This is a genomic window from Streptomyces sp. CA2R106, from assembly GCF_037034245.1.
Classification (GTDB): Bacteria; Actinomycetota; Actinomycetes; order Streptomycetales; family Streptomycetaceae; genus Actinacidiphila.
In genome coordinates, this window is sequence record NZ_JBAGKC010000007.1 from 164812 (window position 1) to 188231 (window position 23420).

Genomic DNA, 23420 nt, shown 5'->3' on the forward strand with positions numbered 1-23420 from the left:
CGGTCAGGGCCGGTCAGGAGCGGTCGGCGGTGCCGCGGAAGGCGCCCAGCGACCTGCGGTAGGCGCCGGGCGGCATGCCGAATGCCTCCTTGAACGCCCGGTTGAACACCGCGGGGTCCGTGAACCCCCAGCGCGCGCCGATCGCCGCGACGGGGTGGCCGGCGCGGCCGGGCCGGGCCAGGTCGGTACGGCACCGGTCCAGCCGGAGCTCGCGGACGAGGGCGGCGACCGTGCGCTGCTCCGGGCGGAAGAGGTGGTGCAGGTAGCGCACCGAGATGTGGTGGGCGTCCGCGATCGTCTGCGGCGACAGCTCCGGGTCGGACAGGTGCGCCTCGATGAAGTCCTTGACCCGGCGCAGCAGCACGCTCTGCCGGGTCTCCGGCGGCAGCAGGTCCGCCCGGTCGGCGAGGCCGCCGAGGAAGGCGGAGGCGAGGTGGACCGCGGCCGCGCCGAGGCGTTCGGCCTCCCACCCGCTCCACTGGGCGCCGGCCAGCCCCTGGAGGAACCCCGCGAGCAGGGAGCCGGCTCCTTGGGCCGGCAGCCGGCGCGACAGCAGCTCCCGCATCGACCGGTCCGGCACCGGCACCGAGGATTTCGGCAGGTGGAGGATGGTCAGCCGGCCGCCCTGGGTCACCCGCATCCGCACCGGCTGCGACGTGTCGTACAGCAGCAGGTCGCCCGCGGTGACCTGGGCGTGGTTGCGCGCCTGGTCCAGCACCATGATCCCGCCGGCCAGGTAGCCCAGCTCCCACAGCTCCGGGTCGGCGCGCCGGACCAGCCGCGCGGTGCGCACCGAGGCCAGCGGCGGGAACGACAGGACGGACACCTTGACGGGGCCGAGTTCCAGCGCCGCGCTCGAGGCGCGGAAGTCGTCGCGGTGGGGGCTTTCGATGTGGGTGGGCGCGAGGTCCTTCAGGAGCAGGTCGCGCCACCAGCCGAACCGCTCGTCCTTCGGCACGTCGGCCGTGTGCATCTGAGCCCAGCCCATTTCCCCGCCCTCGCACTGCTTTTCACCGTGTGCCAACAACGGTGCGCTATGGGTCAATTACCCCGGTCCGCTCGCGCGGAACACTTCTGGTCAACGCCCCATCCATCCCACGGGAAACGGAGGAACCACGACCATGAACGCCAGTACACGCATCACCGTCGCGCTGTCGGCCGCGCTGCTCGGCGCGGGCGCCGCCCTCGGCACGCCCGCCGCGGCGGCGACCGCGCCGGGCGGTGCCACCGCGCACGTCGCCGGCCAGACGGACCGGGCGCGGCTGTGGACCCAGGTCGGCAGCGGCGCCAACGGCTACACCGACATCGTCCACGCGTACCGGTCCGTCGGGCACGGCTACTACAAGGGCAAGGTCAGCGGCAAGCTCAACCACTACCACGCCCCCAAGAACCGCCAGGTCGTCGTGGTGTTCCGGATCGACGGCCGGCTCGGCGGATACTCCAAGGTGACCAAGAGCAACCACGTCTCCTTCAGCAAGACCTACAGCAAGGCCAAGAAGGTCTCCGCGCGGATCTGCCTGCACCGGCCGGGTGTCACCATCAAGCTCAACTCGGGTGTCTCCTACTGCAGTGCGTGGTGGGGGTGATGCCGTCCGCCTGACCGGCCGTCAGATGTGAGGGCCAGATGTGAGGCGCCGGCCGTCGTCAGGTGGCCGTGCGGCGGGCGGCGCGGGGGTCGCGCTGGGCCGGCAGGCCCGGGCGGCCCTCGCCGGCCCGCAGCCCCGCCAGGAGCGCGTAGCGGTCGGGGCGGGCCGCGCGCAGCCGGCATGCGTAGGCGGCGCCGCCTGCCGCCGCCACCGCCAGCAGCCAGGGCAGTGCGGTGACGGCCGGGTCCGAACTGCCGGTCAGCGCGGGGAAGTCGCGCAGCACCAGCACGGTGGCCGCCAGCAGGCCGGCCGCGCCCAGGGCCGGGGCGAGCCGGGTGTGCCACCAGTGGCCGGGCCGGCGGCGGTAGTAGCCGAGGACGGCGACCGACGCGGCGGCCTGGAGCGCGATGACACCGAGGATGCCCAGGCCCAGCAGCGCGGACATGCCGGGGTACGGGTCCGGGCCCGCCGCGGCGCAGGCCGCCGCCACCGCCGCGGTCAATGCGGTCTGTACGGCGCCGGCCCGGTGCGGGGCGCGGTGCCGCGGGTGCACCGCGTCGAGCCGGCCGGGCAGCAGCCGGTCCCGGCCGAGCAGCAGCAGATAGCGGGCGGCCGCGTGGTGCAGGGCGAGCCAGCTCGCGAACAGGCTGGCGCAGAGCAGGAGTTGCATGGCGGTGGCGGCCGGGCCGCCCAGGTAGTGCGCGCCGAGGCCGAAGAAGAGGTCCCCGAGGTGCGCGGCCGCGGTGGGGCGGACCCGGTCCGCCCCGAGCGCGCCGACCGCGACCCAGCTGGTGAGCACGGAGCAGGCCGCGACCAGCAGCACCGCCAGGAGCGTCGCGCGCGGCACGCTGCGGCCCGGGTCGCGCGCCTCCGCCCCGTACAGCGCGGCCGACTCGAAGCCGACGAACGAAGCGAACGCGAACATCACCGACACGCCCGCGCCCGGCGCGAGCACGCGCTGCGGGGCGAAGGACGCGGCCGGGAGCGCGGCGGTGCCGTGCGCGGCGAGCACCGCGACGTCGAGCGCGAGCAGCGCCGCGGCCTGTCCGGCCAGGCACACCGCGAGCACGCGGGCGCTCGCCCCGGCGTGCCGGCAGCCGAGTACGCCCACCGCGGCCAGCCCCAGTGCGCCCCACACCTGCCACGCCAGGTGCAGTCCGTGCGCGGCGGCCACGCCCTGCGCGGCGTACCCGAACGCGTCGAGCAGCGCCACCACGACCGCGGTGTACGCCACCACGGCGACCATCCCGGCGCCGACCGCGGCCGGGCGCCCCAGGCCGCGCGCGACGCACCCGTAGAAGCCGCCGCCCTGGCCGACCTCCCGGCTGATCGCGGCGTACCCGCAGCAGAAGCAGAGCAGGGTGAGCCCGGCGAGCAGCAGCAGCGCGGGCACCGCGGGGCCGGCGCCGAGCGCGAAGGACAGCGGCAGCGTGCCGACCGCCGTGGCCAGGGGGGCCGCCGCGGCCACCGCGATGAAGGCGACCTTCGGGGTGGTCAGGGTGCGGGCCAGCTTCGCCCGGGGCGGCGACGGTCGGCCGGGCCGGCCGGCGGCGGGCGCGGTCTCAGGTGGCACCGAGGGCGACATACCCGGATCTTCCCGGCAAGCATCCGTGCGCGACGGCCGACCGGACCGGCCGTCCCCCGCCAGGGTGACCCGCAGCCACCCCAACACCACACGGGAGGCGGGCGATCCGCCGCCGGGGTCAGGCGATCCAGTGCGGGCGCCGCTGCGCCGCGGGCGACGGCAGCCCGTCGGCGAGCGCCGCGGCCATCCGCCGCACCGCCTCCCGCAGCGTGTCGGCCGGCGCCGTGTAGGGGATGCGCAGGCGCTGCTCGAACAGGCCCGGGTCGGTGGCGAAGTAGCCGCCGCCCTCGATCCGCACCCCGTAGTCCAGGACGCGTTCGGCCAGCGCGGTGGCGACCGGTGCGCCGAGGTCGACCCACAGCGACAGACCGCCGGGCGGCAGGTGCCAGCTCCAGTGCGGCAGGTCCGCGGCCAGGGCGCCGGTCAGCGCGTCGCGCCGGGCGCGCAGCAGGGCGAGCCGGTCCGGCGCGGGGCCGCCGTCCGCGGCGGACAGCAGGTCCAGCGCGAGGAGCTGGTCGATCACCGAGCCGCCCATGTCGGAGGCGACGCGCTGCGCGGCGAGTTCGGTGACCAGCCGCGAGGGGGCGCGCAGCCAGCCGATGCGCAGGCCCGCCCAGTGCGTCTTGCTCATCGACCCGATGGTGACGACCTGCCCGGCCCCGCCCGGCGGCGCGTGCGAGGCGAGCGGCGCGGGTGCGGGGACGTCCAGGGCGAGTTCGGCGAGCGTCTCGTCCACGATCAGCCAGGTGCCGGCGCGCCCGGCGGCGGCGAGCACCCCGGCCCGCTCGGCGTCCGGCAGCAGGCAGCCGGTGGGGTTGTGGAAGTCGGGGATGAGGTAGGCCAGCCGGGGCATCGCCTGGCGCAGCGTGGACGCCACGATCCCGGTGTCCCAGCCGGTGTCGGCCACCGGGACGGGGACGGTGCGCAGCCGGGCGCGCCGCATCGCCTCCAGGGCGTTCGGGTACGACGGGTTCTCCACCGCGATCCGGTCGCCGGGCGCGGCCAGCAGGCCCAGCACCAGCGTCAGCGCGTGCTGGGCGCCCGAGGTCACCAGGATCTGCTCCGGTACGGTCGCCAGCCCGCGCCGGGTGAAGCGCTCCGCCACCGCCGCCCGCAACTCCGCCAGCCCGTACGGGTGGTAGCCCGCGGTGTGGGTGTGCTCCGCCAGCCGCTCCCGGACCCGGGCGAGCGCGTCCGCCACGGCCGGCGGCAGCCCCAGCGCCGCCCGGGCCAGGTCGATGCCCGCCGCGGGCGCCCCCAGCGCCCTCGTCACCCCGCGCGGGGTACGGCCCTCGGGCAGCGCCGTCCAGGTGCCCGCGCCCTGCCTGCTGCGCGCGTACCCGCTCTCCCGCAGCAGGTCGTACACCGCCGTGACCGTGGCCCGGCTCGTCCCCAGCGCCTCGGCCAGCTCCCGCTCGGCCGGCAGCCGCACATGCAGCGCGATCCGCCCGTCCAGGATCAGCTCCCCCACCGCCCGCGCCAGGTACCGGTACGCGGGCCGGAACCCGGCCGGCTCCGGCAGCATCGCCGCCAGCTGCCGGCTTCCCAGCCGCCCCCCGGCCCGCCCCACCGTATCCATACCACTTTCCCTCGATTGGCCATGTCATCCAGTCCAATCACCTTACAGACTCCTCCCCATCAACCCGCCGCCCCACCCGCAGGAGCCCCCATGCCCCCGCCCGTTCCGTTCCCGCCTCCCGCGGCCCGGCCCCGCCTGGCGCTCCTGGACGCCGGCCTCGGGCTGCTCGCGGCCGCCGCCGCGCTGCGCCGGATGCGCCCGGACGCCGACCTCGTCCTCACCTGCGACCCCGACGGGATGCCGTGGGGCCCGCGCACCCCCGCGGACCTGGCCGCGCGGGCCATGGCCGTCGCCGAGGCGGCGGCCGCGCACCACCCGGACGCGCTGGTCGTGGCCTGCAACACCGCCACGCTGCACGCCCTGCCCGCGCTGCGCGCGCGGTTCGAACCCGGTGTGCCGGTGGTCGGCACCGTCCCGGCGGTCAGGCCCGCCGCCCTGCACGGCGGGCCGGTGGCGGTGTGGGCCACCCCCGCGACCACCGGCAGCAGCGGCCAGCGCGCGCTGATCGACGCGTTCGCCGACGGGGTGCGCGTGGCCGAAGTGGCCTGCCCCGGGTTGTCGGACGCGGTGGAGCACGCCGACGAGGAGGCGGTCGGGGCCGCGGTCGCCGCCGCGGTCGAGCGGACCCCGGCCGACGTGCGCGCCGTCGTCCTCGGCTGCACCCACTACGAACTGATCGCCGGACACGTCCGCGCGGGCTTCCTCCGGGCCGGCAGGCCGCCGGTCGAGCTGCACGGCACCGCGGACGCCGTGGCCGCCCAGACGCTGCGCAGGATCGGCGTCCCGGCCCGACCGTACGCACCCGCCGTCGGCACGCTGAGGGTCCTCCACAGCGGGCGCCCGGCCGCGCTGCCGCCCGCCGCGCTCGCCTATCCCGAAGGCCGCGCGCTGCTGTCGGGCACCGACGCGGCGGCAGGGGAAGGGGGCGGCGGCCGTGGGCGGTGAGGCGGCGAGGAGCGGCGTCGCGCTGGGGTATGTGGCGCTCGGGCGTGATCCGTGGCGGCGGATGCCGCAGTTGGTGGTCGGGCTGGCACTGTACGGGTTCGGGCTGGCGGCCATGGTGCGGGCGTCGCTCGGGGTCAGTCCGTGGAGCGTGCTGTACGAGGGGGTGCAGCGGCACAGTCCGCTGAGTTTCGGCGCGGTCAACGCGCTGGTCGGGGTGGCGGTGCTGCTGCTGTGGATTCCGCTGCGGCAGCGGCCGCGGTTCGGCACGGTGCTGAACATCCTGGTGCTGTCGTCCGCCTCGGACCTGGGGCTCGCGCTGTTGCCCGCGCACCCGGGGTGGGCGGCCCGGGTCGGCCTGCTGCTCGGGGGCGTCCTGGTGAACGGGGTGTCGATCGCGATCTACGTCGGCGCGCGGTACGGGCCCGGGCCGCGGGACGGGCTGATGACGGGCGCGTCGGCGGCCACCCACCGCTCGATCCGGTTCATCCGCACCCTGATGGAGGTCACGGTGCTGGTGGCGGGGGTCGCGCTGGGCGGGCGCCCCGGCCCCGGCACCGTGCTGTACGCGGTGTCGATCGGCCCGATCGCCCAACTGCTGCTGCCGCGCCTGGCCTACCGGACGCCCGAGGAGCGCGGCGGCGCGCCGGTCAGGTCCGGGCGGCGGTCTCCGCGCCGGGCGCCGGTTCGTCCTCGGCCGCGGGCCGCGGCGGAGCCGCGGCAGCGGCGGCCGCCTTCTTGCGGCGCTCCTTCAGGTCCTGCCGCAGCAGAATCCACCAGCCGACCGGCACCATGAGCGCGAACAGCCACCACTGGATCGCGTACGGCAGGTGGACGCCCTGGCCGACGACCGCCATGTCGGTGCCGGAGGTGTCGCTGCCGGGGGCGCCGACCTGCTCGGCGGACTCGCCCTTGGTCAGCGGCGGGCTGGTCCGAACGAGCTCCAGGTAGCCGCTGAGCACCGGCTCGGCCAGCTTCTTCGCCTGCTGGGTGCTGTTGATCAGCATGAACTGGCGGGCCGGCAAGCCCCCCACGTCCCGGATGCCGCTGAGCCGCGAGGTCTCGTCGAGCTGGAAGCGCCCGGTGAGGGTGACCGTGCCGGTCGGGGTCTTCGGCACCGCGGGGAAGGCCGCGGTGTCGTCGGCGGGCGCGATCCAGCCGCGGTTGACCAGCACGGCGTCCCCGTCGGCGGTGATCAGCGGGGTGACCAGGAAGAAGCCCTGGTCGCCGTTGGCGTTGGTACGGCGCCGGACCACGAACTCGTGTGCGGCGTCGTAGTGCCCGGTGGCGGTCACCGGGCGGTAGCGCAGGCTGCCGGGGATCTTCGCACCCGGGTGGGTCAGCGTCTGGATCGGCACCGGCTTCGCGTGGATGGCCAGCGAGATGCGGTGGTTGCTGCGCTTGGTCTGCTCGTAGCGGTGGTACTGCCACAGGCCCAGCCGGCCCATGACCAGTATCAGCACCACGAACAGCAGGGTCAGCAGAATCCAGCGGCGGGTGAGCAGGACGCGAAGCACGGAACGACGGTACCCCTCGCCCCGGCACCCACCGGACACCGGGGGCGCCTCACCGAGCGCCCCCGTCCCCGTACGCCTCCCCGCCGGCGGCCCCCTCCGGGTCCGGCCGCCGCGCGGTGTCGCTGATCCGGACCAGAATCCCGACCAGCGCCCAGTTCGCGATCACCGACGACCCGCCGTACGCCACGAACGGCAGCGTCATCCCGGTCAGCGGGATCAGCCCGAGGACACCGCCGGCCACCACGAACACCTGGAGCGCGAACGCCGCCGACAGCCCGCCCGCCAGCAGCTTGCCGAACGGGTCGCGGGTGGCCAGCGCGGCCCGCATCCCGCGCTCGACCACCAGCGCGTACAGCAGCAGCACCGCGACCAGCCCGGCCATCCCCAGCTCCTCGCCGACCGTGGCCAGGATGAAGTCGGAGTTCGCGGCGAAGCCGATCAGGTCGGAGTTGCCCTGCCCCAGCCCCGTGCCGATCAGGCCGCCCGAGCCGAACGCCCACAGCGCCTGCATGGACTGCTCGGAGTGGCCGGGCAGCCCCTGCCGGCTCTTGAGGTACTCGCCCATGGGGTGCAGCCACGCCCGGACCCGCTGCTGCACGTGCGGCTCGAAGGAGCCGACGCCCACCGCGCCGCCCGCCGCCATCAGCAGGCCGAAGACGAGCCAGCTGGTCCGCTCGGTGGCCGCGTACAGCATCGCCACGAACATGCCGAAGAACAGCAGCGACGTACCGAGGTCGGTCTCGAAGACCAGGATCAGCACCGACAGCGCCCACACCGACAGGATCGGCCCCAGGTCCCGGCCGCGCGGCAGCGCCAGCCCGGCGAACCGCCGCCCGGCCAGCGCCAGCGCGTCCCGCTTCACCACCAGGTAGCCCGCGAAGAACACCGCGATCACGATCTTCGCGAACTCCGCCGGCTGCATGCTGTACCCGGCCAGCGCGATCCAGATCCGCGCCCCGTACACGTCGAGCCCGAGCCCCGGCACCAGCGGCAGGAGCAGCAGCACCAGCGCGACCACCATCGAGGTGTACGTGTACCGCTGGAGCGTGCGGTGGTCCCGCAGCAGCACCAGCACCACCGCGAAGAGCACCAGCCCCGCCGCGGAGTACAGCAGCTGGCGCGGCGCGGCCACCTGGAAGCCCGGGTCGGAGCGCAGCCGCGGGGACTGGTCCAGCCGCCAGATGACCACCAGCCCGAGGCCGTTGAGGAGCGTCGCGATCGGCAGCAGCAGCGGGTCGGCGTGGCGGGCGAACCTGCGCACCGCCAAGTGGCCGAGGCACGCCAGCAGCCCGAGGCCGAGGCCGTAGCCCAGCAGCCCGGACGGCACCTCGCCGTGCAGCGCCAGCCCCGCGTCGGCGTACGCGTACACCGGCACCGCGATGGCCAGGAGCAGCAGCCAGAGCTCGGTGCGACGGGTCACCGCGGGCCGAAGGCGCGCGTCGGTGCACCGGCTCTCCGCATGAGCCCCCCTGGCTCGGAACGACCTGACGGCCGAAACGGCCACAACGCACGCAAGGCTAGCGTTTCCCCGGCCGCGGGGGCGCGGTTACGGCACATACGCCCGCCCCGCGCGTCACAGGGTGCGACGCGCGGGGCGGGCGTCGGGATGGGTGCGGTCCGGGGGCGTCAGCGCCGTTCGAGCCGCTTCATGAAGCCGGGGTCCAGCGCTCCGGCGCGGCGGCGGAACGCCGGGAGCGGGACGTCCCGCAGCTCCCCGGTCTCCAGGTAGCTCTGCCGGCCCGCCGCGTCGTCGACGGTGCCCGGGGGCAGGGCCAGCACCCCCGGCAGCCCGGCGTGCCGCTTGGTGGTGATCTTGGCGACGCGCGCGGAGCCGCCGCGGACCGACAGCACCAGGCAGGGCCGGTCCTTGCCGCCCGGGCCGTCCTTGAACGGCACCCGCGCCCACCACACCTCGCCCCGGCGCGGCTGCCGCAGCGCGGGCCCCCGGCCCGGACCCGGGCCGGCGCCCCCGCGCGCGCCCCGCGGCGGCCGCCGCGACCTGGCGCGGCCGTCGACCACCGCGGCGACCAGCGCCAGCGCCGCCACCGCGAGCACCGCGGCCCACATCCCCCCGCTCATCCCTCACCCCGCCCTTCCCCGGCCCGCCCGCCGTCCACGATCAGGCGCGGCCAGGCGAACGCGCGGTGCACGTACGCCTCGGCGAGCGACGCCGCCACCGGCTCGACCAGGTGCGCCTGGTCCGGGCCGACCTCGACGGCGAGGGCGGCTCGCAGGTTGGCGGCGGTGATCTCTTCCAGCCGGGGCGCGAAGGTCATCCCACGACCGTAGCGCCGTACGGCAAGCGGTTTTCGGCCGCGGCGGGCCGCACCGCCGGGACGGGGGGATCGGCAGTCCCTGGCCGGGCGGGCGCAGAGGCCGATAATGGAAGGCATGGACCGTGCCGCACTCGCCGACTTCCTGCGCCGCCGACGGGAGGCGCTGCGCCCGGAGGACGTCGCCCTCCCCCAGGGCGCGCGGCGCCGTACCCGGGGGCTGCGGCGCGAGGAGGTGGCGGGCCTCGCGGTGATGTCGACCGACTACTACACGCGGCTGGAACAGCGGCGCGGCCCGCAGCCCAGCGAGCAGATGCTCGCCTCGCTCGCCCGCGCGCTGCGGCTGACCGACGACGAGCGCCGCTACCTCTACCGGATCGCCGGGCACAACGCGCCGGTGTCGCTGTCCGCGGTGCCGCACGTCGCCCCGGCGCTGCTGCGGGTGCTGGACCGGCTCGACGACACGCCCGCGCTCATCCTGACCGACCTCGGCGAGACGCTGGTGCAGAACCGGATGGCCGCCGCGCTGTTCGGCGACGCCTCGGGGTACACCGGGCTCGCGCGCAGCGCGGTCTACCGCTGGTTCACCGACCCGGCGGCCCGCTCCTCCTACCCGGCCGACGACCACACCCGGCACGGCCGCGCCCAGGTCGCGGGCCTGCGGGTCGCGTACGGGCTGCGCGGACCGGACTCGCGGGCGGGCGAGTTGGCGCGCGCCCTGCACCGGGCCAGCGCGGAGTTCGCCGAGCTGTGGGACCGGCACGAGGTCGCGCAGCGCTTCGAGGACCACAAGACGCTGCTGCACCCGGAGATCGGGGCGATCGAGGTGGACTGCCAGGCGCTGTTCACCGACGACCAGTCGCAGACCCTGCTGGTGCTCACCGCGCCGCCCCGCAGCGAGGGCGCGGAGAAACTGCGGCTGCTGGCGGCGGTCGGCCTGAACCGCTTCACGCCGGCGGACGCCTGACGCCTGACGCCTGACGCGGTTCCGGCCGGACAAAGGCCCCACGCGCCCGGCGGCCGTGTGAGAAGTGCTGACGCGCGGCGGAAGCGTTGCTTCAATACGGCCAGGCCGCAAGCACCGCTTCCGCCCACCCCTGGAGGCCCCGCCGTGCAGATCTCCCGCCGCGCCCTGATCGCCGCGGTGCCCGCGACCGCCGTGCTCGCCGCGGCGCCGGACCGGGCGTCGGCCACCACGGCCGACACGACGGCCACCACGGCCGGCACGGCCGGCACCGCCCCCGCGCCCCGGGGCGCCCCCGGCACTCCCGCCGACCGCGCCACCGTACTGTCCAACACCGTCGACGTCTTCGCGGGCACCGCCGCCTCCAACGCCCGCCCGGAGGTCGCCGCCAAGCTCGCCGCGATCGCCGCCACCGCCCGCACCCGGCTGGCCGCGATGGACGCGGCCGGCAGCGGCGAGCTGTTCGCCGGCCTCACCCTCGGCAGCAGCGACACCGCGCTGACCGCCGCCTACCAGTACCTGTACGAGATCGCGCTCGCCACCCGCGTCCCGTCCGGCGCCGCCGACCTCACCGGCGCCACCGCCGTCCAGCAGCGCGCCGCCGACGGGCTCCAGTGGCTCTACGACCGCTGCTTCGGCGACCAGCAGGCCGGCTACTACGGCAACTGGTTCAACTGGGAGATCGCGATCCCGCAGTACGCCACCAAGACCCTGATCCTGCTCCAGGAGACCGTCGCCGCCTCCCACCCCGATCTGACCGCGGCCTACGTCGCCGCCATGGACGGCTACCTGCGCAACGGCAAGGACGGCGACGTCGACCTCGACTCCCGCTTCCACACCGGCGCCAACCTCGCCGACATCACCACCGACCGCATCATGCAGGGCGCCCTGACCGGCGACGACGCCCGCATCACCAAGGCCGTCGCGGACCAGGCCACGGTGCTCGCGCCCATCGACCCGTACGCGCTGCGGCACCACGTCACCGACGGGTTCTACGCCGACGGCTCCTACCTCCAGCACGCGTCGGTCGCCTACACCGGCTCCTACGGCACCGGGCTGCTCAGCCGGATCGTGCAGACCGTCAAACTGCTGGACGGCACCGGCTACCTGGCCGGCACCGACCCGGCGGGCACCGCCGCCGGCTGGGTGGCGGACAGCTTCGCGCCGCTGATCTTCGAGGGGTGGATGACGGAGGCGGTCAAGGGCCGCGCGGTCTCCCGCCCCACCACCGGCTACGCGGACGTGGGCACCGTCGTGGAGTCCGTGGTGGACCTGGCGGCGTACACCACCGGCGCCCGGGCGACCGCGCTCGCCGGGTACGCGAAGTTCGTCCGGCGCGAGTCGCGGGCACCGGTGGACCCGGCGTCGTTCGTCTCCCCGGTGAGCACCGCCCGCTACGCCGACCTCCTCGCCGACCCCTCCGTGCCCGCCGCCGACCTCAACGCGCCCGCCCAGCACACCGCGTTCAACGCGATGGACCGCGTGGTGCACCGCCGCCCCGGCTGGGCGTTCACCCTCGCCCGCAGCTCCACCCGGATCAGCGGCTACGAGTACATGAACGGCGAGAACCTCCTGCCCTGGTTCCAGGGCGCGGGCGCGCACTACCTCTACCTGTCCGGCCAGGACCAGACGCAGGCGTACGGCGTCGACCACTTCACGACCGTGTCGCCCTACGCGCTGGGCGGGGTGACCGCGCCGGTCCAGACCCGGCGAAGCGTGCCGGAGCTGTACGGCACCGCCTGGTACGACAACCCCGCGGCCGGGTTCACCTCCTCGTCGGAGGCGCAGAACACCTACGTCTACTTCCCGCTGTCCACCAACTCCCACTCCGGGGGCGCCCGTTCGGGCCCGTACGGCACCTGCGGGCTGGTGCTGTCCGATGACGCGTCCTATGCCGCGGCCCGCACCGGCCTGCTCCCCGCGGACTTCGTCGCCTACGCGAACGCGCGCGCCACCAAGTCCTGGTACTTCTTCGACGACGAGGTGGTGGTGCTCGCCGCGGGCGTCGGCGACGACGCGGGCCGGGCGGTGACCACCACCTTCGACACGCGCGTCGCGGCCCCCGGGGACCCGGTCGCCGTCACCGGGCAACTGCGGGACGGCCGCGCGTTCACCGGGCCCGGCAGCGGCGAACTGGCCTGGCTGCGCTACGCCGACGGCGGGCAGGGCACCGCCGTCGGCTACGTCCTGCTGCCCGGACCCGGGCGGGCGCCGCTGGTGCGGGTGGGCCTTGCGACCGTCACCCGCAGCCGGCGGGCGATCCGTACCGCCAACCCCGACACCGCGGTCACCAAGCAGGTCTTCTCGGTCGGCTGCGCGCAGGAGGCCGGCGCCGCGCCGGCCTGTTTCGCGTACGCGCTGGTGCCGGGCGCGAGCGAGCAGGCGCTGCGCGGGTACGGGCGGTCCGGGCCGCTGTCGGTGCTCGCCAACTCCCCCGCCGTGCAGGCCGTCCGGCACACCGGGCTCGGTATCACGGCCGCCAACGCGTTCGGTCCCGGGCCGCACCGCGCCGGGCCGCTGGAGGTCGACGGTCCGGCGTCGGTGCTGGTGCGGGAGCACCGCGACGGCCGTACGACGGTCGCGGTGGCCGACCCGACCACGGCGCGGGAGTCCGTCACGGTGCTGCTGCGCGGGCGGAAGCTGCGGCCGGCCGGCGGCGCGGACGGGGTGCGCGTCACCCGTACCCGCGGCGGCACCCGGATCGAGGCCGCCACGCACCACGCCTACGGTGCCACCGTGGAGGTGACGCTGTGCTGAAGCAGGCCCGTAGCCTGGCGCCCGTGCATCTGTGCTTCGTATGCAGCGGGAACATCTGCCGGTCGCCGTCCGCCGCGCTGGTGGTGGCGGAGCACCTGCGCCGGGCCGGCCTGTCCGACCGGGTGCGCGTGACGAGCGCGGGCATCGGGCCCTGGCACGTCGGGAAGCCGATGGACCCGCGCTCCGCGCGGGTGCTGGAGCAGCACGGCTACCCTGTCGACCATGTCGCCGCGCAGGTCGGCCCGGAGCATCTGGACGCCGACCTCTTCCTCGCGATGGACCGCGGCCACGAACGGGCGCTGCGCACGCTGGTGCCCGACCCCGCCCGGGTCCGGCTCTTCCGCTCCTTCGACCCGGCCGCCCCGGCCGGCGGCCCGCACCTCGACGTGCCCGACCCCTACTACGGCGGCCCCGACGGCTTCACCACGGTCCTCACCATGATCGAGGCCGCCGCCCCCGCCCTCCTCACCTGGACCCGCACCCACCTCGCCCCCTGAGCCCCGCCGCTCCGCGCCGACCTGCCCGATACGCGCGGCACCCCGACCACGTGGCCGCCGCCCCCAACCCCCGTGCCGTCGCGCGCAGTTCATGGCCGCAGTGCGCCTCGCCGCCGGCAACACCGTGCTCCCCCGCCCGGTTCGAGCGCGCTTCACGGTTCAAAAATCTCCCATCTCAACGGCCGAGACGAACTCCGCCCAGTAGCCGTCCCTCTCGATGGATTCCGGGTCGATGGCCCGCAGATCCTCCTGCAAAGACTGCGCAGCCGCCTCCCAGTCACCGTAGTCGGAGTCCTCGGAGTAGTACGGCCATCGCAGGACCATACGGCGGACCGACGCCGAAAACCTTGACAGGGAGGAATTGACGAACACGGGTTCACCTTCGGGATGCCCCGCCCAGATCTCGCCGTTCGAGGCTCGGACGTAGATGTCGGAGGTGGCTTCGATCTTCCCGAAACCCCAGTGCACGCCGCCCTCCGCCCTGCGGGAGAACCACACCTCACCAGAAGCCCGGTAGTTGTAGAACTCCCGGGGCACCTCCAACGAAACGTCCCCGGAAGAGGATGAGACCCTGACGGTTCCATAGATCACCTGAAATCGGACTCCTCCATGCTTTCCCTCAAGAGCGACTACACGTTCCCCACGCACACGGTGCCGCATCCGCCCGGACCTGATGCCGCCCCGGGAAGGACTTGCAGTGCCGGAGCGGCAGGCGCCCGCACCCGCCGACCGTGCGGCGGCCGCGGCGAGAACCAAGAAGCGCGAGCGCGTCACCGGCACCGACGTTCCGGCGCCGTAGGGGGTGGGGGCCATGGCGTACGGCGGCCGTTCTCGTCGTGGCCGTCAGCGAGTGGCTGTGACCAAGCGGCTCAGGGCGGGGAGCACGCCCCGTAGGTCGTCGTCCACCGTGACAGTCGCCGCCGCACGTGCTCGCGCCGATGCGTTGAACGCCACGCTCGGCATCCAGCACGGAGACCTGTCGATTGTCCAGGCCACCGGAGGCGTAGGCGTCCTCGGCCTTGGCCAACTCGTCCCGATGGCCGAGGAAGCCAGCCAGAAAGACCGACGAACTGGTGCCTGGGACGAGGGTGCCATCGACATCGAAGAACACGGCGCCCGCGTGATCGGATGAGAACACCGGCCAAGGATGACACCGCCACGCGCTGCACCCGATGGCGGGACGCCTCGCGTGCTTCCGACACCCGGCCGGGTGCCAGCATGTGGGAAGGCGCTGGCAACTCGCCTGCCGGGCACCGGGCTTGGTGGGCTGAGTCGTTTCAGACGGGCACAGAATAACGGTGGCGGACGGGCTCCGCAATGGGGCGTAACGGCACGATTCGGGGAAGATACCGGCCGCCGGGCCGCATCCAGCCGCCGCGGCGCCCGGAAGGCCCCGGGCGCCGCCACCCCGGGCCCACCCGAAAGCCCTTGCGGCGCGACGCGCCCACCAGCACTCTTCCGTAGCCGCGAATATTTCGTGCGCGACCCTAGACGTCACGTGACACAGGACATAGTCTCGCGTCGTTCACCCTTGTGAAACGTTCCAATTCACCGGTGGCCCGACGTTCGGACGGAGGGCACGACGAGTCCCGGACCGCGTTCCGGGGAGGGAGTGGGCCCACATGTGGCGAACCCGCCACCGAGCACCACACCAAGACGAGGACCTGGCGCGATGAAAGATCCCGTAGGCAAGGACCCGCTCCTGGTCCTCGAGCAGGCCACCAAGCGCTTCGGCGCGGTGCGCGCGCTTGAGGACGGGTCGGTCACCCTCTACCCAGGCGAGGCACACGCCCTGTTGGGCGAGAACGGCGCGGGCAAGTCCACGCTCGTGAAGATCCTCGCCGGCGTGCACCAGCCCGACAGCGGCCGGCTCGCGGTCGACGGCACCCCGGTGGTGTTCTCCGGCCCCGCGGCCTCCCGCGCCGCCGGCGTGTCGATCATCTACCAGGAGCCCACCCTCTTCCCCGACCTGACCGTCGCGGAGAACATCTTCATGGGCCGTCAGCCGCTGCGCGCCGGCCGCCGGATCGACCGCACCGCGATGAACCGGGCGGCGACGGAGGTATTCGAGCGGCTGGGCGTCCAACTGGACCCGCAGCGGCAGGCCCGCGGCCTGTCCGTCGCCGACCAGCAGATCGTCGAGATCGCCAAGGCGCTGTCGCTGGACGCCAAGGTGCTGGTGATGGACGAGCCGACCGCCGCGCTGACCACGGTGGAGGTCGAGCGGCTCTTCGAGGTGATGCGCACGCTGCGCGAGCAGGGCGCCGCGGTGCTGTTCATCTCGCACCGCATCGAAGAGGTGCTGGCCAGCTGCCAGCGCGTGACCATCATGCGCGACGGGAAGTTCGTGAGCACCGCGCCCATCGAGGAGGTGACCGCCGACTCCATCATCCGGTCGATGGTCGGCCGCGAGCTGGGCGCGCTCTTCCCGAAGACCCAGACCTCCCCCGGTGAGACGGTGCTGGAGGTCGAGCACCTCACCCGCGAGGGCGTCTTCCACGACGTCAGCTTCACCGTGCGCCGCGGCGAGATCGTCGGCCTGGCCGGGCTGGTCGGCGCCGGGCGCAGCGAGGTCGCCCGGGCCGTCTTCGGCATCGACCGCCGGACGTCGGGCACCGTCACGGTGGGCGGCCGGCGGCTGCGCAACGGTGTGCCGGCCGACGCGATGGCCGCCGGCGTGGCGCTCGTCCCGGAGGACCGCCGCCAGCAGGGCCTGGTGATGGACATGGGCATCGACCGCAACGTGGCGCTGGCCTCGCTGGCGCGGCTGGGCCGGCTCGGCCTGATACGCCGCGGCTCGGAACGCGAGCTGGCGCTGACCTGGGCGGAGCGGCTCCAGTTGAAGTTCGGCCGGATGAAGAACCCGGTCTCCACCCTGTCGGGCGGCAATCAGCAGAAGGTGGTGCTGGGCAAGTGGCTCGCCCGGGACCCCTCGCTGCTGATCATCGACGAACCGACCCGAGGTATCGACGTCGGGACCAAGGCCGAGGTGCACCGCATCCTCGACGGCCTGGTCGCCGACGGGATGGCGGTGCTGATGATCTCCTCCGAACTGCCCGAGGTGCTGGGCATGGCCGACCGGGTGCTGGTCCTGCACGAGGGCCGGATCACCGCGGAGCTCGCCCGCGACGAGGCCGACGAGGACTCGATCATGCGCGCCGCCACCGGTTACGCGGCGGTGGCCTCATGACCGCACAGCTCACCGCACCCGCCCCGGCCCAGGGCACCCAGCGCTTCGCACGCGGCGCGGCGCTGCTGCGGGCCCGCGAACTGGGCATCGGCGTCGCGATCGTGCTGGTCTTCGTGGTCACCACGATCAGCAACCACGCTTTCGCCAATGCGCACAGCGTGCAGCAGCTGCTCACCGGCGCCTCGCTGATCGCGCTGCTCGGCGTCGGCGAGACGATGGTGATCGTCACCCGCAACGTGGACCTGTCGGTCGGCTCGGTGGTCGGCCTGTCCGCCTACGTCGTCGGGGACGTCTTCAAGCACCACGCCGGCTTCCCGGTGCTGCTCGGCTATGTGCTGGGCATCGCGGTGGGCGCGCTGGTCGGCTCGATCAACGGCGTGATCACGGTCGTGACGCGGGTGCCGAGCCTGGTGGTGACCCTGGCGATGCTCTACATCGTGCGCGGGGTGGACGGGGTGATCGTCGACGGCAAGACCATCGACCCGGCGGCCATCCCCAAGTCCTTCACGGAAGTGGGGTACCGCACCTTCCTCGGGGTGCCGTGGCTGGCGATCATCGTGGCGGTGGTGGTCGCGGTGGTCAGCTACGCGATGCGCTCCTTCCGGGCCAGCCGCGACCTGTACGCGATCGGCTCCAACCCGGAGGCGGCCGCGCTGGCCGGCATCCCCGCCGGGCGGCGGGTCTTCGGCGCCTTCGTGATCAGCGGCGCGCTCGCGGGCCTGGCCGGCTCGCTGTTCCTCGCGCTGCACGCCCAGATCGACGTCACCGGCGGCAACGGCTACGAGCTGACCGTGGTCTCCGCGGTCGTCGTCGGCGGGGTGGCCATCTTCGGCGGCAGCGGCACCGTGCTGGGCGCCGCCCTGGGCGCGCTGCTGCTCAACACGATCAACCAGGCGCTGGTCGCCGCGAAGATCTCGTCCTTCTGGAACGAGGCGATCGCCGGCGGCCTGCTGCTGGCGGCCATCGCCTTCGACCGCTGGCTGGGCCTGCGGGTGGCCCGCAGCCTCCAGTCCGCACAGGGAGCACACCGTGACGCCTGACCTGACCACCGCCAAGCCGCCGGCCGCCTCCTACCGGGGTGTCGACGACGGCGGGCAGCCGCTGTGGCGCTCGCTGGTGCGCTGGGAGACCGCGCTGGTGTTCGTGCTGATCGCCGTGGTGATCTTCGGCGCCGCGCACTCCTCGGACTTCCTGGACGGCACCAACTTCTTCTACATCAGCCTGAACATGGGCGAGATCGCCATCATGGCGCTGCCGCTCACCCTGATCGTGATGACCGGTGAGATCGACCTGTCGGTGGCCTCGATGCTGGGGCTGTCCGGCACCGTGATGGGCTCGCTCTTCCACGACGGCTGGTCGGTGTGGGCGGCGATGGCCGCGGCGCTGGCGGTCGGCGCGGCCGGCGGTGCGCTCAACGGCCTGCTGGTCGCGAAGATGGGGCTGCCGTCGATCGCGGTGACCATCGGCACCCTGACGCTCTTCCGCGGCCTGTCCGAGATCGTGCTGGCGCCGCGGACCATCACCGGCTTCCCGATCTCGCTCACCAAGATCGGCGTCATGCCGGTGCAGGGGACGAAGATCGCCTGGTCGGCGCTGATCTTCCTGGTGCTGGCGGTGCTCTTCGGGGTGGTGCTGCACGCCACGTCGCTGGGCCGCTCCATCGTGGCGATCGGCCTGCAACCGGAGGCGGCCCGCTTCTCGGGGGTGCGGGTGGACCGGATCAAGTTCGGGCTCTACGTGGTCTCCGGGCTGTTCTGCGCGCTCGCCGGCATCCTGTTCACCCTGAAGAACTCCTCGGTCAGCTACGACGCGGGCACCGGCCTCGAACTCAACGTGGTGGCCATCGTGCTGCTCGGCGGGGTGTCGATCTTCGGCGGCCGGGGCACCGTGATCGGCGTGGTGCTGGCGGTGGCCATCGTCGGGTGCCTCCAGCAGGCGCTGACGCAGATGGGCGTCCAGCCCGAGGTGCAGAACATCGTCACCGGTGCGCTGCTGCTGGTCAGCGTGATCGTGCCGAACGGCGGGGAGTTGCTGCGGCGGGCCAGGGCCCGCGCGCGGCGCGGCCCGCTGCCGGCCGCCTGACGCCCGGCCGGGCGCGGCTTCGCACCTCCCGGCGCCCGGCCCCTTCTTCGTCACGTTTTTCGTCACGTTTTTCGTCACGTTTTTCGTCAAGCCGCTTTGCTCCACCGTCCCTCGTCCAGCCCTTCGAAGAAAGACAGTCACGTGACCCTTAGCAGAACGGCACGCCGCAGGGCGACCGCACTCCTTTCCCTTACCGTGGCCGGCCTGATGCTCGCGGCGTGCGGCTCCTCCTCCAACGCCGGCGCCGACCCGACCGGCAAGCCGACCGCGACCGGGGTCAAGAAGGGCCTGACGGTCTACTTCATCCCGAAGGACACCCAGAACCCGTACGAGGTGCTGGCCGACCAGGGCGGCAAGAAGGCGCTGGAGGAGCTGGGCGGCAAGGTGGTGGTCAGCTCCGGCACCGCCGACACCGCGGCCGCGCAGATCCCGTCGATCCAGACCGCGATCCAGAAGCACGCCGACGCCATCGTGATCGCGGGCAACGACCCGTCCGCGCTGTGCCCGTCGCTGAACCAGGCCGCGGCCGCCGGGATAAAGATCGTCTCGTTCGACTCCGACATCTCCTGCGGCACCAGCCCGAACCACCTGTTCATCAACCAGGCCGACACCAAGGTCATCGGCACCTCCGAGGTGGACCTGCTGGCCAAGCAGATCGGCAGCAGCGGCCAGGTCGCGATCCTGTCGGCGGCGGCCAGCGCGACCAACCAGAACGCCTGGATCAAGTACATGAAGCAGCAGCTGGCCAAGTACCCGAACATGAAGCTGGTCAGCACCGTCTACGGCAACGACGACCCGGCCACCTCCCTGACGGTGCTCCAGGGCCTGCTGTCGGCGTACCCGAACCTCAAGGGCATCATCTCGCCGACCACCGTGGGCATCTCGACGGCGGCGCAGTACCTGTCCAACCACAAGGACGTGGCGAAGAAGGTCACGCTCACCGGGCTCGGGCTGCCCTCGCAGATGAAGTCCTACGTCAAGGACGGCACCGTGAAGTCCTTCGAGCTGTGGGACCCGAACAAGCTCGGCTACCTGGCCGGCTATGCGGCCGCGTCGCTCGCGTCCGGCAGCGCCAGCCTCCAGGCCGGGTCCTCCTTCAAGGCCGGCACGCTGGGCAGCTACACGGTGATCGGCGCCTCCGGCAGCAGCAGCCCGTCGGTGGTGCTCGGCCCGCCGACCGTCTTCGACTCCACCAACGTCGACAAGTTCGACTTCTGAAAAACGCCGCGCGGCGCCGGCCGGTCCCTCCCGCGGGGCCGGCCGGCGCCGGTGGCACCCGGGCGCCGGCGGCGCCCGGCGAGCCCTTGGGGAACGACGAACGGATGAACCGCTACTGCTTCCTGCTCCGGGTCCGGCCCGACCGCCTCGAGGAGTACCGCGAGCGGCACGCGCACGTGTGGCCGGACATGCTCCGCGCGCTGGCCGCGGCCGGCTGGCACAACTACTCGATCTTCGCCGCCGACGACGGGCTGCTCGTCGGCTACGTCGAGGCCGACGACCTCGCCGCCGCCCAGGCCGCGATGGCCCGCACCGACGTCAACGCCCGCTGGCAGGCCGAGATGGCGCCCTTCTTCACCGGCCTGGACGGCCGCGCCCCCGACGAGGGGTTCCTGCTGCTGCGGCCGGTCTTCCACCTCGACGACCAACTGCGCGCCCACGAAGGAGGACCCGATGACCACGACGTCGGGCGCTGAGCGCGCCCCGCTGCCCGAGGGGCTGCCGCGGGTGGCCGCCCGCCGGACCACGGTGGGCCTGGTGGCCGGCGGGCTCGGCGCCTACTGGCCGCAGTTCCCCGACCTGCTCCCGCAGCTGCGGCGGTCCGCGGACCGCGTCGCGCAGCGGCTGGGGGCGCTGGAGGCCGACGTGGTGGACGCCGGGTTCGTCTCCGACGCGCAGGACGCGGCGCGTGCCGCCGAGACGCTGCGGGTGGCCGGCTGCGACATCATCGTCGGCTTCCTCACCACCTACATGACCGCCTCGATGCTGGTGCCGATCGCGCAGCGCAGCGGTGCGCCGGTACTGCTGATCAACCTCCAGCCCACCGAGGCGATGGACCACGCGTCCTTCGACACCGGGCAGTGGCTGGCGTACTGCGGTGCCTGCCCGCTGCCGGAGATGGCCAACGCCTTCCTGCGCTGCGGCATCGACTTCCGGTCGGTGTCGGGCTATCTGGAGGACGAGCGGGCCTGGGCGCGGATCGGCCGGTGGATCGAGGCGGCCGGGGTGCGCGGCGCGCTGCGGCACGGCCGGCACGGCCTGATGGGGCACCTGTACCCGGGGATGCTGGACGTGTCGACGGACCTCACGCTGGTCCCGGCGAACTTCGGCGGCCACATGGAGGTGCTGGAGTTCGACGACCTGCGGGTGCGGGTCGCCGAGGTCACCGACGCGCAGGTGGACGAGCGGATCGCGCTGGCCCGGGAGGTCTTCGACATCGACCCCAGCGTCCAGGAGGAGGACTTCCGCTGGGCGGCGAAGGTGTCGGTGGGCCTGGACCGGCTGGCAGCCGACTTCGCGCTGGACAGCCTCGCCTACTACCACCGCGGACTTGAGGGCGAGCAGCACGAGCGGCTGGGCGCGGGCATGATCCTGGGCGCGTCGCTGCTGACCGCGCGCGGGCTGCCCGCCACCGGCGAGTACGAGCTGCGTACGTCGCTGGCGATGCTGGTGGTGGACCGGCTCGGCGGCGGCGGCTCGTTCACCGAGCTCCAGGCGCTGAACTTCCGCGACAACGTGGTGGAGATGGGCCATGACGGCCCGGCCCACCTGACGATCAGCAGGCGCCGCCCGCTGCTGCGCGGCCTGGGCGTCTACCACGGCAAGCGCGGCTGGGGGGTGTCGGTGGAGTTCGACGTGGCGCACGGGCCGGTCACCGCGTTCGGCATCGCGCAGCAGCGCGACGGCGCGTTCCGGTTCGTGGCGTCCACCGGGCAGGTGGTGCCCGGCCCGCTGCTGGAGATCGGCAACACCACCTCGCGGGTCGACTTCGGCTGCGACCCGGGCGAGTGGACGGACGCGTGGAGTTCCACCGGCATCTCGCACCACTGGGCGCTGGGCGTCGGCGACCTGCGGCCGCAACTGCGGGCGACCGCCGACCTGCTGGGCGTGGACCTGGTGGAGGTCGCGCTGTGACCCGAGTGACGCATCGTCAGCAATTCCCCGCAACGGAAAGCAGGTCCGCCCATGGCCGGTCGTGAGGCAGCCAAGAACGTTCTGCGCGCGCAGCGCATCGAGTTGCCGTCGTGGGCGTTCGGCAACTCCGGCACCAGGTTCAAGGTCTTCGCCCAGCAGGGCGTGCCCCGGGACCCGTTCGAGAAGGTCGCCGACGCCGCCCAGGTGCACCGCTTCACCGGGGTCGCGCCGAGCGTCGCCCTGCACATCCCCTGGGACCAGGTCGCGGACTACGCGGCGCTGGGCCGGGCCGCCGCCGACGCCGGGATCGCGCTGGGAACGGTGAACGCGAACGTCTTCCAGGACGACGACTACAAGCTCGGCAGCGTCACCAACCCCGACCCGGCCGTCCGCCGCAAGGCGCTGGACCATCTGTTCGCGTGCGTGGACGTGATGGACCTGACCGGCTCGCGGGACCTGAAGCTGTGGTTCTCCGACGGCACCAACTACCCCGGCCAGGACGACATCCGTGCCCGCCAGGACCGGCTGGCCGAGGCGCTGTCGGCGGTGTACGAGCGGCTGTCGGGCGACCAGCGGCTGATCCTGGAGTACAAGCTGTTCGAGCCGGCCTTCTACACCACCGACGTGCCGGACTGGGGCACCGCCTACGCGCACTGCCTGCGGCTGGGCGAGCGGGCCCGGGTGTGCGTGGACACCGGGCACCACGCGCCGGGCACCAACATCGAGTTCATCGTGGCGTTCCTGCTGCGCGAGCAGAAGCTCGGCGCGTTCGACTTCAACTCGCGCTTCTACGCCGACGACGACCTGATGGTGGGCGCCGCCGACCCCTTCCAGCTCTTCCGCATCCTCTTCGAGGTCGCGCGGGCGGGCGGGCTGGCGGCTAACTCCCAGATCGCCTTCATGCTCGACCAGTGCCACAACATCGAGCCGAAGATCCCCGGCCAGATCCGCTCGGTGATGAACGTCCAGGAGGCCACCGCGAAGGCGCTGCTGGTGGACACCGAGGCGCTGGCCGCGGCGCAGGCGGCCGGAGACGTGCTGGGCGCCAACGGGGTGCTGATGGACGCCTTCAACACCGATGTGCGGCCGCTGCTGGCGGAGTTGCGCGAGGAGGGCGGGCTCGACCCGGACCCGATGGCCGCGTACGCGCGGTCCGGTTACGCCGAGCGGATCGTCGCGGAGCGGGTGGGCGGCACCCAGGCGGGCTGGGGCGCCTGACTCGCGCGCACCCGCACACGCGAGGAAACCCCGGGGCGGGGTCCGGCCGGCTGCCGGACCCCGCCCCGGGGCCTTTTCGCTTCCTGCTTCCTGGTGGG

General features: G+C 73.7%; 19 protein-coding genes and 3 pseudogenes. 13 read left to right on the forward strand and 9 right to left on the reverse strand.

Annotated features, from left to right (window positions below):
- Positions 1–13 precede the first annotated feature (13 nt).
- Positions 14–973, reverse strand: coding sequence for a helix-turn-helix domain-containing protein (locus WA788_RS13235; RefSeq protein ID WP_335976615.1), 960 nt, complete (start codon positions 971–973; stop codon positions 14–16).
- 148 nt (positions 974–1121) lie between these two features.
- On the opposite strand from WA788_RS13235, the gene WA788_RS13240 reads away from it, so the two are divergent.
- Positions 1122–1586, forward strand: a complete 465-nt coding sequence (locus WA788_RS13240) for a hypothetical protein (protein WP_335976616.1) — start codon at positions 1122–1124, stop codon at positions 1584–1586.
- A gap of 58 nt (positions 1587–1644) precedes the next feature.
- Here the strand turns inward: WA788_RS13240 and WA788_RS13245 are convergent, their stop codons facing one another.
- Together WA788_RS13245 and yczR are read right to left on the reverse strand one after the other, a co-directional pair.
- Positions 1645–3171, reverse strand: a complete 1527-nt coding sequence (locus WA788_RS13245; RefSeq protein WP_335976620.1) for an APC family permease — start codon at positions 3169–3171, stop codon at positions 1645–1647.
- A gap of 118 nt (positions 3172–3289) precedes the next feature.
- Positions 3290–4750, reverse strand: a complete 1461-nt coding sequence (gene yczR / locus WA788_RS13250; RefSeq protein WP_335976622.1) for a MocR-like transcription factor YczR — start codon at positions 4748–4750, stop codon at positions 3290–3292.
- A gap of 90 nt (positions 4751–4840) precedes the next feature.
- Between yczR and WA788_RS13255 the strand changes: the two genes are divergently transcribed.
- Positions 4841–5695 (forward strand): glutamate racemase, encoded by an 855-nt coding sequence (locus WA788_RS13255; RefSeq protein WP_335976625.1) that lies wholly within the window; start codon positions 4841–4843, stop codon positions 5693–5695.
- A 112-nt stretch (positions 5696–5807) separates the two neighbouring features.
- A pseudogene (locus WA788_RS36050) lies at positions 5808–6239 on the forward strand (YczE/YyaS/YitT family protein); the annotation flags it as partial.
- 103 nt (positions 6240–6342) lie between these two features.
- On the opposite strand, the gene WA788_RS13260 reads toward WA788_RS36050, so the two are convergent.
- From WA788_RS13260 to WA788_RS13275, 4 genes and pseudogenes are all read right to left on the reverse strand, one after another.
- Complete coding sequence (locus WA788_RS13260) at positions 6343–7209, reverse strand: SURF1 family cytochrome oxidase biogenesis protein (RefSeq protein ID WP_335976627.1); 867 nt, start codon at positions 7207–7209, stop codon at positions 6343–6345.
- A gap of 49 nt (positions 7210–7258) precedes the next feature.
- Positions 7259–8629, reverse strand: coding sequence for an FtsW/RodA/SpoVE family cell cycle protein (locus WA788_RS13265; RefSeq protein ID WP_335976629.1), 1371 nt, complete (start codon positions 8627–8629; stop codon positions 7259–7261).
- 206 nt (positions 8630–8835) lie between these two features.
- Complete coding sequence (locus WA788_RS13270) at positions 8836–9288, reverse strand: type II toxin-antitoxin system PemK/MazF family toxin (protein ID WP_335976633.1); 453 nt, start codon at positions 9286–9288, stop codon at positions 8836–8838.
- A 23-nt stretch (positions 9289–9311) separates the two neighbouring features.
- Positions 9312–9485, reverse strand: a pseudogene (locus WA788_RS13275) (GNAT family N-acetyltransferase); the annotation flags it as partial.
- A gap of 115 nt (positions 9486–9600) precedes the next feature.
- Here WA788_RS13275 and WA788_RS13280 point away from each other — a divergent pair.
- The 3 genes from WA788_RS13280 (at position 9601) to WA788_RS13290 (ending at position 13700) form a co-directional block, all read left to right on the forward strand.
- Positions 9601–10449 carry a helix-turn-helix transcriptional regulator gene (locus WA788_RS13280; RefSeq protein WP_335976635.1) on the forward strand — a complete coding sequence of 283 codons (849 nt, stop codon included), beginning with the start codon at positions 9601–9603 and terminating at the stop codon, positions 10447–10449.
- A gap of 144 nt (positions 10450–10593) precedes the next feature.
- Complete coding sequence (locus WA788_RS13285; RefSeq protein ID WP_335976638.1) at positions 10594–13203, forward strand: polysaccharide lyase family 8 super-sandwich domain-containing protein; 2610 nt, start codon at positions 10594–10596, stop codon at positions 13201–13203.
- A gap of 23 nt (positions 13204–13226) precedes the next feature.
- Positions 13227–13700 (forward strand): low molecular weight protein-tyrosine-phosphatase, encoded by a 474-nt coding sequence (locus WA788_RS13290; RefSeq protein WP_335976641.1) that lies wholly within the window; start codon positions 13227–13229, stop codon positions 13698–13700.
- A gap of 159 nt (positions 13701–13859) precedes the next feature.
- Here the strand turns inward: WA788_RS13290 and WA788_RS13295 are convergent, their stop codons facing one another.
- Both WA788_RS13295 and WA788_RS36055 read right to left on the reverse strand, forming a co-directional pair.
- Positions 13860–14291: an SUKH-4 family immunity protein gene (locus WA788_RS13295; protein WP_335976642.1), complete on the reverse strand. Its 432-nt coding sequence runs from the start codon at positions 14289–14291 to the stop codon at positions 13860–13862.
- Between the two features lie 367 nt (positions 14292–14658).
- Positions 14659–14811, reverse strand: a pseudogene (locus WA788_RS36055) (HAD family hydrolase); the annotation flags it as partial.
- A 561-nt stretch (positions 14812–15372) separates the two neighbouring features.
- On the opposite strand from WA788_RS36055, the gene WA788_RS13305 reads away from it, so the two are divergent.
- The 7 genes from WA788_RS13305 (at position 15373) to rhaI (ending at position 23322) form a co-directional block, all read left to right on the forward strand.
- The gene (locus WA788_RS13305; protein ID WP_335976645.1) at positions 15373–16890 is read left to right on the forward strand and encodes a sugar ABC transporter ATP-binding protein; all 1518 of its coding nucleotides are present in this window, start codon (positions 15373–15375) and stop codon (positions 16888–16890) included.
- Positions 16887–17930, forward strand: a complete 1044-nt coding sequence (locus WA788_RS13310) for an ABC transporter permease (RefSeq protein ID WP_335976647.1) — start codon at positions 16887–16889, stop codon at positions 17928–17930. Before WA788_RS13305 ends, WA788_RS13310 begins: the two co-directional genes overlap by 4 nt.
- Positions 17920–18972, forward strand: coding sequence for an ABC transporter permease (locus WA788_RS13315; protein ID WP_335976650.1), 1053 nt, complete (start codon positions 17920–17922; stop codon positions 18970–18972). The genes WA788_RS13310 and WA788_RS13315 overlap by 11 nt, the downstream gene beginning before the upstream one ends.
- A gap of 207 nt (positions 18973–19179) precedes the next feature.
- Entirely contained in the window at positions 19180–20190 is a 1011-nt protein-coding gene (locus WA788_RS13320) for a substrate-binding domain-containing protein (protein ID WP_435137700.1), read from the forward strand.
- 104 nt (positions 20191–20294) lie between these two features.
- A complete protein-coding gene (locus WA788_RS13325) occupies positions 20295–20666 on the forward strand; it encodes an L-rhamnose mutarotase (protein ID WP_335976656.1) in 372 nt (123 codons plus the stop codon).
- Positions 20644–22104 carry an L-fucose/L-arabinose isomerase family protein gene (locus WA788_RS13330; RefSeq protein WP_335976658.1) on the forward strand — a complete coding sequence of 487 codons (1461 nt, stop codon included), beginning with the start codon at positions 20644–20646 and terminating at the stop codon, positions 22102–22104. The genes WA788_RS13325 and WA788_RS13330 overlap by 23 nt, the downstream gene beginning before the upstream one ends.
- 51 nt (positions 22105–22155) lie before the next feature.
- Positions 22156–23322: an L-rhamnose isomerase gene (gene rhaI / locus WA788_RS13335; RefSeq protein ID WP_335976661.1), complete on the forward strand. Its 1167-nt coding sequence runs from the start codon at positions 22156–22158 to the stop codon at positions 23320–23322.
- The last annotated feature ends 98 nt before the right edge of the window (positions 23323–23420 follow it).

Excerpts from the sequence above, each read along its gene's own strand:
- rhaI (WP_335976661.1), top strand. The coding sequence starts at position 22,156 with ATGGCCGGTCGTGAGGCAGCCAAGAACGTTCTGCGCGCGCAGCGCATC.
- WA788_RS13255 (WP_335976625.1), top strand. The coding sequence starts at position 4,841 with ATGCCCCCGCCCGTTCCGTTCCCGCCTCCCGCGGCCCGGCCCCGCCTG.
- WA788_RS13240 (WP_335976616.1), top strand. The coding sequence starts at position 1,122 with ATGAACGCCAGTACACGCATCACCGTCGCGCTGTCGGCCGCGCTGCTC.
- WA788_RS13280 (WP_335976635.1), top strand. The coding sequence starts at position 9,601 with ATGGACCGTGCCGCACTCGCCGACTTCCTGCGCCGCCGACGGGAGGCG.
- WA788_RS13235 (WP_335976615.1), bottom strand. The coding sequence starts at position 973 with ATGCACACGGCCGACGTGCCGAAGGACGAGCGGTTCGGCTGGTGGCGC.
- WA788_RS13325 (WP_335976656.1), top strand. The coding sequence starts at position 20,295 with ATGAACCGCTACTGCTTCCTGCTCCGGGTCCGGCCCGACCGCCTCGAG.
- WA788_RS13330 (WP_335976658.1), top strand. The coding sequence starts at position 20,644 with ATGACCACGACGTCGGGCGCTGAGCGCGCCCCGCTGCCCGAGGGGCTG.
- WA788_RS13310 (WP_335976647.1), top strand. The coding sequence starts at position 16,887 with ATGACCGCACAGCTCACCGCACCCGCCCCGGCCCAGGGCACCCAGCGC.
- WA788_RS13305 (WP_335976645.1), top strand. The coding sequence starts at position 15,373 with ATGAAAGATCCCGTAGGCAAGGACCCGCTCCTGGTCCTCGAGCAGGCC.
- yczR (WP_335976622.1), bottom strand. The coding sequence starts at position 4,750 with ATGGATACGGTGGGGCGGGCCGGGGGGCGGCTGGGAAGCCGGCAGCTG.
- WA788_RS13270 (WP_335976633.1), bottom strand. The coding sequence starts at position 9,288 with ATGAGCGGGGGGATGTGGGCCGCGGTGCTCGCGGTGGCGGCGCTGGCG.
- WA788_RS13245 (WP_335976620.1), bottom strand. The coding sequence starts at position 3,171 with ATGTCGCCCTCGGTGCCACCTGAGACCGCGCCCGCCGCCGGCCGGCCC.
- WA788_RS13320 (WP_435137700.1), top strand. The coding sequence starts at position 19,180 with ATGCTCGCGGCGTGCGGCTCCTCCTCCAACGCCGGCGCCGACCCGACC.